The sequence below is a fragment of the Mobiluncus holmesii ATCC 35242 genome (assembly GCF_000185445.1).
GTDB classification, from domain to species: domain Bacteria; phylum Actinomycetota; class Actinomycetes; order Actinomycetales; family Actinomycetaceae; genus Mobiluncus; species Mobiluncus curtisii.
In genome coordinates, this window is sequence record NZ_GL622346.1 from 1,070,507 (window position 1) to 1,083,512 (window position 13,006).

At 55.4% G+C, this 13,006-nt stretch carries 11 protein-coding genes; 1 reads left to right on the top strand and 10 read right to left on the bottom strand.

Going from position 1 to position 13,006, the window contains the following annotated elements:
• Positions 1 to 45 precede the first annotated feature (45 nt).
• The 5 genes from narI to HMPREF0576_RS04640 are packed head-to-tail and all read right to left on the bottom strand — an operon-like array spanning position 46 to position 8,114.
• A complete protein-coding gene (gene narI / locus HMPREF0576_RS04620) occupies positions 46 to 819 on the bottom strand; it encodes a respiratory nitrate reductase subunit gamma (protein WP_004010891.1) in 774 nt (257 codons plus the stop codon).
• A complete protein-coding gene (gene narJ / locus HMPREF0576_RS04625; RefSeq protein WP_004010892.1) occupies positions 819 to 1,493 on the bottom strand; it encodes a nitrate reductase molybdenum cofactor assembly chaperone in 675 nt (224 codons plus the stop codon). The genes narI and narJ overlap by 1 nt, the downstream gene beginning before the upstream one ends.
• Positions 1,490 to 3,025 (bottom strand): nitrate reductase subunit beta, encoded by a 1,536-nt coding sequence (narH, locus tag HMPREF0576_RS04630; protein ID WP_004010893.1) that lies wholly within the window; start codon positions 3,023 to 3,025, stop codon positions 1,490 to 1,492. The genes narJ and narH overlap by 4 nt, the downstream gene beginning before the upstream one ends.
• On the bottom strand, positions 3,022 to 6,759 hold the full coding sequence (locus tag HMPREF0576_RS04635) for a nitrate reductase subunit alpha (RefSeq protein ID WP_004010894.1): 3,738 nt from the start codon (positions 6,757 to 6,759) through the stop codon (positions 3,022 to 3,024). The genes narH and HMPREF0576_RS04635 overlap by 4 nt, the downstream gene beginning before the upstream one ends.
• A gap of 26 nt (positions 6,760 to 6,785) precedes the next feature.
• Positions 6,786 to 8,114: a nitrate/nitrite transporter gene (locus HMPREF0576_RS04640; RefSeq protein ID WP_004010895.1), complete on the bottom strand. Its 1,329-nt coding sequence runs from the start codon at positions 8,112 to 8,114 to the stop codon at positions 6,786 to 6,788.
• Positions 8,115 to 8,352: 238 nt separating this feature from the next.
• Here HMPREF0576_RS04640 and HMPREF0576_RS04645 point away from each other — a divergent pair, with 238 nt between their 5' ends.
• The gene (locus tag HMPREF0576_RS04645) at positions 8,353 to 8,853 is read left to right on the top strand and encodes a MogA/MoaB family molybdenum cofactor biosynthesis protein (protein WP_004010896.1); all 501 of its coding nucleotides are present in this window, start codon (positions 8,353 to 8,355) and stop codon (positions 8,851 to 8,853) included.
• A gap of 150 nt (positions 8,854 to 9,003) precedes the next feature.
• Here the strand turns inward: HMPREF0576_RS04645 and mobA are convergent, their stop codons facing one another.
• The 5 genes from mobA to HMPREF0576_RS04670 all read right to left on the bottom strand — a co-directional run bounded on the left by mobA (position 9,004) and on the right by HMPREF0576_RS04670 (position 13,000).
• On the bottom strand, positions 9,004 to 9,630 hold the full coding sequence (gene mobA / locus HMPREF0576_RS04650) for a molybdenum cofactor guanylyltransferase (RefSeq protein WP_004010897.1): 627 nt from the start codon (positions 9,628 to 9,630) through the stop codon (positions 9,004 to 9,006).
• A gap of 135 nt (positions 9,631 to 9,765) precedes the next feature.
• Positions 9,766 to 10,662, bottom strand: a complete 897-nt coding sequence (locus HMPREF0576_RS04655; protein WP_004010898.1) for an FAD:protein FMN transferase — start codon at positions 10,660 to 10,662, stop codon at positions 9,766 to 9,768.
• Positions 10,663 to 10,667: 5 nt separating this feature from the next.
• On the bottom strand, positions 10,668 to 11,096 hold the full coding sequence (locus tag HMPREF0576_RS04660) for an FMN-binding protein (protein WP_004007045.1): 429 nt from the start codon (positions 11,094 to 11,096) through the stop codon (positions 10,668 to 10,670).
• Positions 11,089 to 11,847 (bottom strand): ABC transporter ATP-binding protein, encoded by a 759-nt coding sequence (locus HMPREF0576_RS04665; protein ID WP_004010899.1) that lies wholly within the window; start codon positions 11,845 to 11,847, stop codon positions 11,089 to 11,091. Before HMPREF0576_RS04665 ends, HMPREF0576_RS04660 begins: the two co-directional genes overlap by 8 nt.
• The gene (locus HMPREF0576_RS04670) at positions 11,837 to 13,000 is read right to left on the bottom strand and encodes an ABC transporter permease (protein ID WP_245527335.1); all 1,164 of its coding nucleotides are present in this window, start codon (positions 12,998 to 13,000) and stop codon (positions 11,837 to 11,839) included. Before HMPREF0576_RS04670 ends, HMPREF0576_RS04665 begins: the two co-directional genes overlap by 11 nt.
• Between the last annotated feature and the right edge of the window lie 6 nt (positions 13,001 to 13,006).

The following is a 13,006-nucleotide window of genomic DNA, read 5'->3' on the forward strand; positions in this document are numbered from 1 at the left end:
ATTGACCCTCCCTGCTGACCTCTGCAGGGAGGGTCAGCGGGTAGACTAAGCCCCGTAAGAGTGTGAATCTCGCGGTTGCGGGCGAGTCGTGACGGGTTTCCAGCCGCGCGGGGTCTTTGCTCCCCGTATCCCTTCCTTGCGGGAACGATAGACCACGTAGGGACGCGTTGGGTACATAACCGGAGCGGAAACTACGTGAACAAGCCTGGTGAACGGCCAAATCGCGAACAGCAGGAGCCCGGCGATAATGTGCATTTTGAAAGAGCCAGGTACCCCCGCAAGCAGCTCCGGCTGGGGTTGGAAAGTCAGGATTGAGCGCAACCAGGGGCTGATAGTTTCCCGGTAGTCGTAGCCATTCGCCCCGCCCAGCACCTGATTTTGCAAAGTGGCCCAGAAGCCCAAGACAATCGGGAGGCACAGCAGAATGTACATGAAAATGTCGTTCTTCGTGGTGGCGAAACGCACCGATTTATTGACGACACGCCGATAGAGCAACCCCAGCAGGCCAACGACCGCGGCTACCCCCGCCGCCATGCCGCCAATGGTGGCCATCAGGTGATATCCGTGCTCGGAAACCCCTAAGGCAGTGGTCCAAGACTTGGGGATAAGCAACCCCATCACGTGTCCCGCCCCCACGAACAAAATTCCGAAGTGGAACAACGGCGAAGCCCACCGCAGCAAAGCCGACTCGTGAAGCTGGGAGGAACGCGAGGTCCACCCAAACTTGTCGTAGCGGTAACGCCAAATCAGGCCTACAATCAGCAAGCCCAATGCTAGATACGGGAACCCTGCCCACAAGAAAAGCTCAAAGGGATTCATCAGCGTGCCTCCTGTTTCGGTGCCAAAAAGAACGGTTGTGACTGCACGCCGACCATCTCGGCGGGCGGACCTTGCAAGATAAGTTTACGGAACGCTGCTTTTGCCTTTTCGTCCAGCGGGTCTAGCGTCAAAATCAGCCCCGCAACGACAGAGGACCAGGGACTTTGCAAGGATTCCAAGGCTGCCCGGAGCACTTCCAGACCGTCGCGGTGGATATTGATCAGATGCTCAGCTAGCTCATCGCCGCTGCGGGCGGCTAACTCCAGCACAGCGGGCAAATAATCCGGCAGTTCTCCCCCACAGACTTTCCAGCCCATCGCCTCAAAGGCCTGTTGAAAAGCCAAAATAGCGGAGCCGCGCATCCGGGTGTCCCCGGTGGAATAGTAAGAAAGGTACAGATTGCATTTGCGTTTCTGGTCAAACGTTCGCACATACAAATCCTCGATTTCGCGCAGATTGTGCGAGTCTGCCCAATCCAGAAAGGCTTGGAACTCATCGGCAACTTCCGGCTCCACGTTGTCCAGCTCCAACCGAATGATGGACAGCTGATTATGGTAGTCCTCACTCGGATAGTCCAACAGGACAGAGGCTATCATCTGGGCGGTCCGCAACCGTCCCGCCTCCGTTGAATTTAGAGCCTCCCGGGGTGGCAGGTCCGACTGCACCTGGCTCATTTATGAACCTCCAGTGGGACGAATGTCTTGGTGGAGCCGGTTTTGCTGAAGGCAGGGATGCCCTCACCACCCCGACCAGGCCCACCCAGTACGTCGAGTGAGCAGCCCAATTCGCGCAAGCCTCGCGGGGTTTCCGCCCCGGCGGTAGGCACCACAAAACGGTCATCGTACTTGGCGATAGCCAGGAGCCGGTACATTTCCTCCATTTGTTCCCCGGTCATGCCCACGGCCTGTGCTCCCGTGGTATCGGGTTCTTCCCCGAGGTGGCGCCCACGCATATAACTGCGCATAGCCGCCAGGCGACGCAGGGACTTTTCAACCGGCACGGTGTCTCCCGCTGTAAACAACCCAGCCAGATATTCCAGGGGAATCCGCATGGTCGCGATAGAGGTCAGCAGGACTTTGGCGTCCTCACCATCGGCACCCGCAGCCGTCACCGCATCGACCACTGGGGACAGCGGAGGAATGTACCAAACCATCGGTAAAGTGCGATATTCCGGGTGGAGCGGCAGAGCCACCTCATATTCTGAAATGAGCTTATACACCGGCGATTCTTGAGCTGCCTGAATCCAGGAATGCGGCACCCCGTTTGCCTCCGCAGCGGTCCGCACCTCTGGGTCAAAAGGATCCAGCAGCAGGCTACGCTGGGAATGGTACAGGTCCTGGGGGTCTCGGACCGCGGCGACCTCGCCAACTCGGTCCGCATCGTAGAGCAAGACACCCAAGTAGCGCAGCCGCCCGACACAAGTTTCGGAACAAACCGTGGGCTCCCCCGCCTCCAAGCGAGGGTAGCAAAGGGTACATTTTTCTGCTTTTCCGGTTAGGTGGTTGAAATAGACTTTCTTGTACGGACAAGCTGAAACGCACATCCGCCAACCGCGACATTTATTTTGGTCTACCAGCACGATGCCGTCCTCAGTGCGCTTGTACATCGCGGTTCCCGGACAAGCCGAAACACAGGCTGGGTTAAGGCAATGTTCGCAAATCCGGGGCAGGTAAAACATGAAAGTATCTTGAATCTGGGTCTTAATCTGCACTGTCATTTGTTCCAAGATGGGATCCCGGGGCAAAATTTCCAGCGAACCAGCCAAATCATCGTCCCAGTTGGGACCCCAATTAGGCTGATTTATATGTTCACCTGTAATTTGTTTCACCGGACGGGCACTCGGTAAATATTTCGAGTCCTTGGGAGCCGCTAACAGCTTCTCATACTCGTAGGTCCAAGGCTCGTAATAATCATCTAGGGTGGGCATCTGTGGATTGGCGAAAATTTTGGTCAGTTCATGTAACCGACCACCGCCACGAAGGCGGAGCTTGCCAGAAGACGTGAGTTTCCAGCCACCGCGATACTTTCCTTGGTTCTCCCATTCTTTTGGGTATCCCACACCGGGCTTGGTCTCCACGTTGTTGAACCACACGTACTCCGTGCCTTCCCGGTTCGTCCACGCTTGTTTACAGGTGACTGAACAGGTATGACATCCGATGCATTTATCGAGATTCATCACCATTGCGATTTGGGCAAGTACCTTCATGAGAACTTCACCTCCGTGGTACGCCGACGAATCAACGTCACTTCGTCACGTTGATTGCCGGTGGGACCAATGTAGTTAAACCCGTAGGTCAGCTGGGCGTGCCCACCTGCCATATGGGTTGGTTTCAATAAAATTCGGGTCAGTGAGTTATGGATACCTCCGCGTAAACCCGACTTTTGTGAGATAGGTGTGCCGCTGACCCGCTCTTGTGCGTGATACATGTACACCGTTCCTGACGGCATCCGGTGGGACACCACCGCTCGCGCTGCCACAGCACCGTTACGGTTATAGGCTTCGACCCAGTCATTATCCTTGACCCCAATCTTGGCAGCGTCTTCGGGAGACATCCAGATAGTCTGTCCACCCCGTCCCAGAGTCAACATATATAGATTGTCGTAATACTGGGAGTGGATGGCCCACTTGTTGTGGGGGGTCAGGTAACGCACCGCAACTTGTGCCACGTCGTCATCTTTGGAAAGCTCGCCCACCACGGCATCTCCGTAAATCCGCGCCAAGTCCAACGGGGGGCGATACACCGGTAAAGACTCACCGATGTCAATCATCCAGTCGTGATCCAGATAGTAATGCATTCGCCCCGTAAAGGTGTGGAAAGGCTTGAGATGTTCAATGTTGATGACGAAAGAAGAATAGCGCCTTCCACCGTGTTCAGAACCGGACCATTCCGGTGAGGTGATGACCGAGCGGGGCTGAATGGTAATTTCTCTAAACGTCAGTCGTTTTTCTTCGTCACCAAGAGCCAACTGCGCTAGCTTTTGACCGGTTTGGGCTTCATATTGGCAAAAGCCTTGCACCGCGATACGCCCGTTTGTGGTGCCGGACATCTGCATCACCGCGTCCGCCGCTTTAATCGGAGTATCCAAGAGCGGACGCCCTTGCCCAATACCACTGGTAGCTACCCCGTTCATCCCTCGCAGCACTTCGACTTCCCGATCTGGTTTCAGAGTGATTCCCTTGATGGGCAAACCGAGTTTTTCCACGTTGGGACCTAAAGTGGTGAACTTTTCATAAATCATGGTGTAGTCACGCTCCACCGGGATGAACTTTGGCAAGGTTTTGCCGGGGATGAGTTCACGCGTCTGCAAGGGCTCCACGATTCCATGTGGCAAAGCCATCTCATCAGGACTGTCATGCGCAATCGGCGCCATGACCACATCTTGTTTGGTACCTAAGTGACGCTGCGCCATTTCAGACACCAGATATGCCAAATCCCGAAACACCTCAAAGTCAGAGCGAGCTTGCCACGGCGGCACTACCGCTTGGTTGAACGAATGCAGGAACGGATGCATATCGGTTGACGAAATATCGTATTTCTCATACCAGGTGGCTGCCGGCAGCACAATGTCTGAATACAGTGTGGTTGAAGTGTTCCGGAAATCAGCCGTGAACATGAGGTCAAGTTTGCCGATACCCGGGTCGTCCCGCCACTTCATCAGCTTCGGACGGCATTCTGGCGCGAGTTCATCAGCTGTAACTGCGTTGTCGGCTCCAATCATGTGACGCGCGAAGTACTCCGCACCTTTGGCTGAGGAACCCATCAGGTTCGTACGCCAGTTAGCGAGAATACGGGTAAAGTTTCGCGGGTTGTCGGGATCGGTGCAAGCAAAGTGCAGACGATCTGTCTGGAGCTCCTGCACCACGTATTCGCCAGGTTTCATCCCGGCTTCTTTGGCTGCTTCACCAATTTCCAATGCGGAACGGTCAAACTGCGGGTAGGAGGGCATCCAGCCGCGTTGGGAGGCTTCAACTAACGTGTCCGCATTCGTCAAGCCTTTCCAGTCAGCCAGTGGGGACCCCACTTGACCAGCCAGAGAACCGTCATAACGCCACTGGTCGGTCAACAGATACCAGAATCCCGTGGAAATCATTTGCCGAGGAGGACGGGACCAGTCCAGACCCATAGCGTATTGTTGCCAACCCGCAATCGGGCGGACCTTTTCTTGACCGACGTAGTGCGCCCAACCGCCGCCGTTCACCCCTTGGGTGGCACACATGGTTGTGAGAGCCAGGAAAGTGCGATATATCGTGTCGGAGTGGAAAAAGTGGTTCGTCCCCGCACCCATCACAATCATGGATCGACCTTTTGAATCGAGGGCATTCTGAGCAAACTCGCGGGCAATCCGGATGGCTGCGTGCATGGGTACGCCGGTATGTTCTTCCTGCCAGGCAGGAGTTCCGGGGGTAGAGCCGTCATCGTAACCGCGTGGCCATTCACCGGGCAGGTCACCGCGTTTCACCCCATATTCAGCCAGCAACAAATCGTAGACGGTCGTGACGTAATCCGAGCCAACTTTGAAAGCGGGAACTCCGCGTTTCACCAAACCGGCACCAATCGCTACCGTTTCGGATTGAGAGCTCGGCAGGTCAAAACGTGGCAATACAATTTCAATGCCTGTGGCATCAGGTCGGTCAAGCGCCGAAATCGCTGGTTGGACCCCGTCCAGAGCTAAATTCCAATGACCTTTGCCGCTGGATTCACCCCACCTGTCAGCCAGAGTCCCGCCGGGATCTTTGATGGTTCCATCCACGTCGAGCACCAGTCCGCGATGCTCCGGATTAGGCCGATTCTTCAAGTCTCCCGCCAGGTCAGCAGGCAAATCAGCAGCTGTGAGGAACTTGCCGGGCACCACTCCGTGTTCGGTTTCCTGTAGTTTGACCAGGAAAGGCGCATCCGTGTAGCGCGACATGTAATCCAGGAAAAATGGCTCCCGGCGTTTAACGTGGAACTCGCTCAAGATTACATGACCCATAGCTTGTGCCAGAGCCCCGTCTGTGCCGGGGTTTACCCGCAGCCACTCATCACCAAACTTGGTGTTATCAGCATAATCAGGCGAAATCGCCACGACTTTTTGCCCGTGATAGCGGGCTTCGGTCATGAAGTGAGCGTCTGGGGTACGGGTCAAGGGAATGTTCGAACCCCACATGATGAGGTACTGCGAGTTGAACCAGTCGCCAGACTCGGGAACATCGGTTTGATCGCCAAAAACTTGCGGCGAGGCGGGAGGAAGGTCAGCGTACCAGTCATAGAAAGACAGCATGACCCCGCCCAGCAATTCATAAAACCGCGATCCGGCGGCGTATGAAATCATCGACATAGCGGGAATCACCGAGAACCCAGCTAACCGGTCCGGACCGTATTCTTTGACGGTATAGACGTGGGCCGCGGCGATAATCTCATTGGCCTCATCCCAACCGATTCGCACCATGCCGCCTTTACCACGCTGGGATTTGTAGTCTTTGGCTTTTTGCGGATCCTCCACAATTGCTCCCCAAGCCTCTACCGGATCCTTGCCCGATTTTCGTTCCTCTCGGTATAAATCCAGCAGGACTCCTCGAATATGTGGGTAACGAATCCGGGTCGGAGAGTATTCATACCAAGAATAGGCGGCTCCACGGGGGCAACCGCGCGGTTCATAATCAGGCAGTTCCGACCCGGTGGAGGGATAATCAACGGCTTGGGATTCCCAGGTGATGATGCCGTCTTTTACATACACTTTCCACGAACAAGACCCGGTGCAGTTCACCCCGTGAGTCGAACGCACGACCTTGTCGTAGGACCAGCGTTGCCGATAGAAAGCGTCAGCGTCACGGCCACCTTCGATAAACAGCTGGCGGGAATCGCCAGACATTTCGCCGCGGCGCAGTTTTGAGCCCAGCGCGAATACTCCCGAGGGAACGTCTTTGTATCCCCCACCTTGGATTTTCGATTCACTCATCGTTTACTACCTCCACTTGGCAAGGTCTAACCGGGGAACGGAGCGTTCTTGCGGGCATAAAGTACCCAGCACAGAACCGAACAGAAAATGCAGTACGCGGTGGTACCAAAAAAGAACTGCGCCGCCGGGATAACAGCAAGACCCGCCCCGACCAGGAACGGTCCGAGCGCAGCTACCGAAGCCGTGAAACCGATGGCTCCGCCGGCTTGGCGTTTGGGCATAATCATGGGCATCTGTTTAAAGGTGCCAGCGTTTCCGATTCCTGCAAAGAAGAACATAATCAGCATCGTCCAGAGGAACCCGTTGAAGTCCGCAGTGGATTGGGGATTTATCAAGAAAAATCCAGAAATTCCCAGTGTGACAGCCATTCCGACACCGGAAACAAACGTCCAGATGCCGCCGCCAAACTTATCACACAGAGGTCCCCACAAAACCCGCACTATGGAGCCGATGAGCGGACCGAGGAAGGCATAGGTGGCACCCTGCACAGCTAGATGCAAGGTTGAATCTGGTCCATAGTTGTTGTTGATGAGCAAACCGAACTGAGCCGAGGCGCCCGAGAAAATCCCGAAAGTCATCACATAGAGCAGCGTCATGTACCAAGTGTTTTTGTTTGAAAAGATGTCCATCTGTTCCCGAATGTTGGCTTTCACCGGAACATCTTTGAGTAGCGTGAACGCGAGGATAGCTGCCACGAGGGACCACGGAACAAAGAAGATGGCAGGGTTGTGAACCCAGATATCGCCGTTGGGGCCGCTTTGCGGAGCTAGCCAGGACAAACCGAACAGGGAGAATCCCATGAGGATAGGCCCGACGATTTGAATGATGGACATACCCAAGTTTCCGATACCGGCTTGGAGGTTCAGCGCGGTTCCGGACAGACGCTTGGGGAAAAAGTAGCCGGTTGACGGCATATATCCCGAGAAAGAACCTCCGCCAATACCGCACATGAAAGCTAGAGCCAGCAGCCACCAGTAAGGTGTATCCGGATCTTGCACCGCGAAAAACCAACCGAACATGGGAATGGTGAACAGGATTGAAGAAATCCCCACCAACTTGCGCGTTCCAATCACCGGGGGGAGGAAAGTGTAGATGAAACGAATCAAGCCCCCAGACAGGCCTGGCATCGCTGCCAGCCAGTACAGCTGCGCTTTGCTGAGTCCGAAGCCGATTTCATTGAGTTTTGGCGCCAATGCCGACACCAAGAACCACACGCAGAACGCCATAATCATCGAGTAGGTGGAAACCACCAGGGTCGTCCAGGCAATTTTTGAGCTCCACTGCTGGGAATCTTCGGGATTCCAGTTTTTCAACAGTTTTCCGGAGGCATCTAGTTTCTGAGTCTCTGCGGTCATGTCTCTCCTTAATCCATAAACCACTCCGGCGATTATTGAACACCTGTCTAAAAGCTAACAGAGTTAAACGATTCTTAGGCAGATTTTAAAATCCAAGTCATGGAACCGCGTTTAACCAGGTAATCAACCTCGGTTCATCGATAAAATGTGCCAGAAACGTGACGTGAGCAGCTATAAACTGATGGTAATTTAGTTACGTAGCAGATGCGTAAATGGAGATTTCGTTCAGGAGGTCATTATGGCTGAGCATTCTCAGGTTACCGCAGCCATCATCACTGTCGATTCGCGAGTGGTCAGTGGCGACAAACCACCGAAGGGTGCTGCCAAAGCTCGTGAGCTGCTGAAAGACTTCGGAATTGCGGTAGTCCGTGAGGAGGTCATCGACGACCTCGCCGCTCCCCTGCGAGCCGAGTTTGAACGGGCACAACAGGTCGGTGCGCGCCTCATCGTGACTGTGGGCTCTACCGGGGTTTCTGCCCGAAATATCGTGCCCGAAACCACGCTGGCGGTGTGCGATGTGGAGTTGCCGGGGATTGCTGAACAGATTCGTGCCGTAGGGCTGAAAAACACGCCGCAATCGGTGTTGTCTCGCGCCGTAGTTGGAGTGACTTCCCGGACTTCTCGTGGGGCGGTCATCGTGAACTGCCCCAGTTCCTCGGGCGGGGTCGCTGATGCCTTGCAGGTGGTGCTCCCCCTGCTGCATTACATCATTGAACAGCTTGACCAGACCCAGGCATAAGGGTCAGCTGAGAGAGGACCGCCCGGGAGGACCGCCCGGGAGCGAGCCGTGGCGGGGACTATCATCAGAAAATGAACCATAGTTCATAAATCCATCGAAATTGGATAAAAAATGAACCGTACTTCAAAAATAGAAAGCGGTTTCTGAGAATCAAACCTCAACGGCGGGGGGAATTTCTAAGCGCGCTGCCAGTTCGCGCGCGTCTTCGGGCGTGTCGACGTCCATGCAATAATGCTGCGGGTCTGCCACTGCGACCACCTCCAGGCGGGAAAAACCGCTGCGGATTGACCGGTTCCGAACCTGGTTCAATCCCCGCAAAGTGCCCAGTCGATAGCATCCGTGCAGGTACTGAAGTCGCGTTTCACAATCGTCGGTCTGCGGTGCCGCCCCGGCACAGCCCTCCAGATGCGTGCACAGGTTCCCCCACAGCCTTGGAGTCAGTGGCGCGTCGCAGGGCATGACTGCCACCATCGCAGAATCCGGCAGGTCCCCCAATTGAGACACCCCAGCATTGAGACCCGCCAGTGGTCCGCCCAGAGGGGGATCTTCCAACGTCAGCACTACCCCGGAGGGAATCGACAGGCGCGCGGGAGCGACCACTACAAGGCGACCGGAGAACCTGGTGCGCTCGATTTCGGCAAAAACCCAGTCAATGAGCCTGGTGCCACCCACCAGATAATCAGGTTTGGACACCCCACCCAAACGTTTCGCGGTACCTCCTGCCAAAATCACCGCCGCGTCCGGCACCACCACCGGGTTTTCTGCACAGTCACACATTTATCGTTCAGTCCACTTCTTGTGTCTCTTGCCCCCCCTGGGGAATAGTTAGGTAAATTCTAGGTTCTATACGCAATTTTGGTTTAATTATCGGCGGGGGGCAAAAGTCGCCGCGGCACCAAGTCCGTGATGGCGTTAGGCTTTTGGCGTGTCGCTCAGTGGCAGTGGCTCGGGTAAATCTAGCGTGATGTGCAACTGTAGCGCGGGATCGGAAAACACTCTCCCGTTGGAAGTCATGGCGAGGGCACGATACGCCGCGCCCAAAACGCCCTTTTGAGTCAAATCGTGCAGCAGGGGGGTACCCCCCGCAATCAGCGCGGTAGAGAGGGCTTCACAGCTCATCGCGTCCGGTCCCGCCACGAGAGCCGCACATATATCAGTAAATGCCAGCTGTCCGTCCAGACCGCGAATGTGGCTGCGCACCAGGGTGGGGACAATTTCTGTTTGCGGTAGCGCCGAAAAAGAGAGGGACTCGTTTTCTATCTGCAAGTTTCCCAGGAATTCTGAGCCAATCCAGGGTGATTGCACTTTGATGGTTGCCTGTCGGTCAGGCGCCACAATGGACGAACCCCCGAAAGAAACCAAGATGTCGCTGCCCCCCGATTCTGCAATGAGGGAAGCCAGGTGCGTGGCAGCGTAACCTTTAGCGATGCCTCCTAAATCCAGACATCCCGCCCCCGCATGAACCGTGAGACGAGCCTGCTCGCCTCGCAGCTGTAACGTTTCGGCGCTCAAGCCCAGGCGCGGAAATAGTTTAAAGAACCCCCCGGTACGCTGCGACCAATCCTTTGCCGCGTGAAACACCGCAGCACAGTGCGGTCCGACATTAATCCACTCCGTATCCAGCCGGCTCACGGGGGAATCTGCCCGGAACCGCGACAAATCATCCTCCAGCTGCGCTACCCTTTGCGGCAGGCTCACCCGGAGCACTTCCGCGACCTGGGGAGTGCTGCGCCACGAGACCGTCACCAGCGTCCCCATCGCCGCAAAGGTAATCGTGGTTTCTTCTTGCGGAGCCGGCGTGAGGTGCACAACGCCTACTTTTGCGCGGTATCCATAGCCGCCTCTACCGCGTCGAGGAATAACCGATGCGACAGAGACGCCCCCGCCACCCTATCGACCTTATTTTGGTCTCCGGTTTTCTGGAACTGCTGCACATAGCGCTGTTCAGCACTGATAGCGTCTTGGGCGCGCTGATAGAACTCCGTGTCTACCGTGCCACTGGCGGTCTTGCCGTAATTTTCATCATGCGGCGTCCCGTCTTTGTCGTAGAGACGGAACTCGGCGTTAACTACCTGACCGCCTTTAATCGTGAAGCGAACTTTGCCAACGGTACCGTCTTCTTCGGGCTGTGAGCTTCCCGCGTATTGCCCATCGGGCAAAGTTGAGGCCGCCGGATAAGATGCACAGCCGCTCAGGGCGACCATGCCGATGGCGAGCAATGCCCCCGCGGTGGTTTTACGCATCTTTACCTCCTGTTTCCGGCGCCTCCGGCGTGCCTGCCGCGGAAGTTTGCGGCTTATTGTGGACTTCGCTGGTGATTTTGCCATGTTCCAAAATAATTTGGCGTTGACCTTGCCGGGCGACATTGGCATCGTGGGTGACGACCAGCAGCGTGGTACCTTCTCGGTGCAGCTGCGAAAAGAAATCAATCACGATGTTTTCGTTTGCCTCGTCGAGGTTACCGGTCGGTTCGTCTGCCAGGATGACGGAGGGGTGATTGATGAGGGCACGAGCCACGCACACGCGCTGCTGCTCCCCTCCGGACAGTTCATGAGGGAGGTGGGTGGCGCGAGCTGACATGCCCACACGGTCCAGAGCCTCCATTGCTTCGGTTTCATCGGGTAAGGAGTGGTAATACTGTGCCATCATCACGTTCTCCACCGCGGAAAGGTGCTTGACCAAGTGGAACTGTTGAAAGATGAGACCAATCTTGCGACGGCGGACAGCTGCCAATTCCAGCTCACCCATCTTGTCCAGGCGCTCCCCCTCCAGATAAACCAGTCCTTCGGTAGGAGAATCCAGGCATCCCAAGATATTCATCAAGGTTGACTTGCCTGAACCGGAAGGTCCCACCACGGAGAGCCACTCGCCTTTGGTCACGTCCAGACTAACGTTATCCAGCGCTGCCAACTCGCCATATTTACGTGACACATTCTCTACTCGATAAATCAGTTGTTTATCAACATTTTCTGCCATAGCATTCTCACTCTCCACCAAGAACGTTTATAGGATTAATCCGGGCAATGCGTTTAGCCGGCCAGAGAGAGCCGATAACCGCTACCGCTACCGAAAACACAATCGTGAGGATAATAATTATCCAGTTAATTTCTACTCGCGCCAGGAATACTTTTTGCAATATGTAATCAGCCAGTCCAATTCCCAGCAGCACTCCCAAGAAGCCTCCGAACAGCCCAAGCAGTATAGACTCTCCAATCAACTCCTCGAACACGTCCTTGCTCAAAGCACCCAAAGCCTTTTTCAGTCCAATTTCTCGAGAACGTTCCGACACAATCGAACTCAGTGTTGCGGATACCGCAATCAGCATTAGGGCGGAAATAATAATACTGACCACCCAAATCAGGTTACTGAGCGTATGGGCGATGCGCGTTTCGTTTTGCGTAGTCCGGCGCACCACCTCAGCGTCAATCCCGCTGACCTTTTTCTCAATGGTTTTCGCTAAGGTACTGAGCTGGGACGTGTCGCCTTTCAGGGAATATTCCACCAAACTGTAGTGGTCGGCGACACCACCCATGGCAGCGTAACTATCCGGGCTTAACACCGCCAAGTCGTCCTCGGGACCACCGGTGCGCAGCAGCCCGGAAATTTCCAACTGTTTGCCGGAATGGTTAGAGTCTCCTGAGTTCTCCGCATTGTTGCTTTCCCGCAGTTGCGCCACCTTGAGTCCAATCAGGTCACCAACGTGCAGACGGAACTTGTCTGCGAGGTTCACACCTAACAGAATCTGTTCGCTGCCCTGCGGCACTTTCCCCTCGATTGACCAGTAGGGACGAACCGAGCGAGCATCGGCGAATTTCGTCACCATGAGGGGCACAGGCTGTTGTCCATAGAGCAGGTTACCGTAGCTATATCCAGCCCGCCCCAACAGGCTCTCGCCACACTGCCGGTCTATGGCAGACACGGTTTCGGGGGTAATTACGTTGGAACCTTGCGGCAGCACCACCAGGTTTGCTCCAAAAGAGCGCAATTCCTTGGCAATATAGTCGGGAACCGTCACCGCCACCAGCCCCAGCCCGGAGAGGGTAGAGGCGCCCATGGCGATTGCTAGGGAAGCAATTAAAACTCGTGAGAAACGGTGCGCGAACGCTTTCCAGATGATGCGCACGAACATTCGTTTGTGTGAATTCATTCCCGC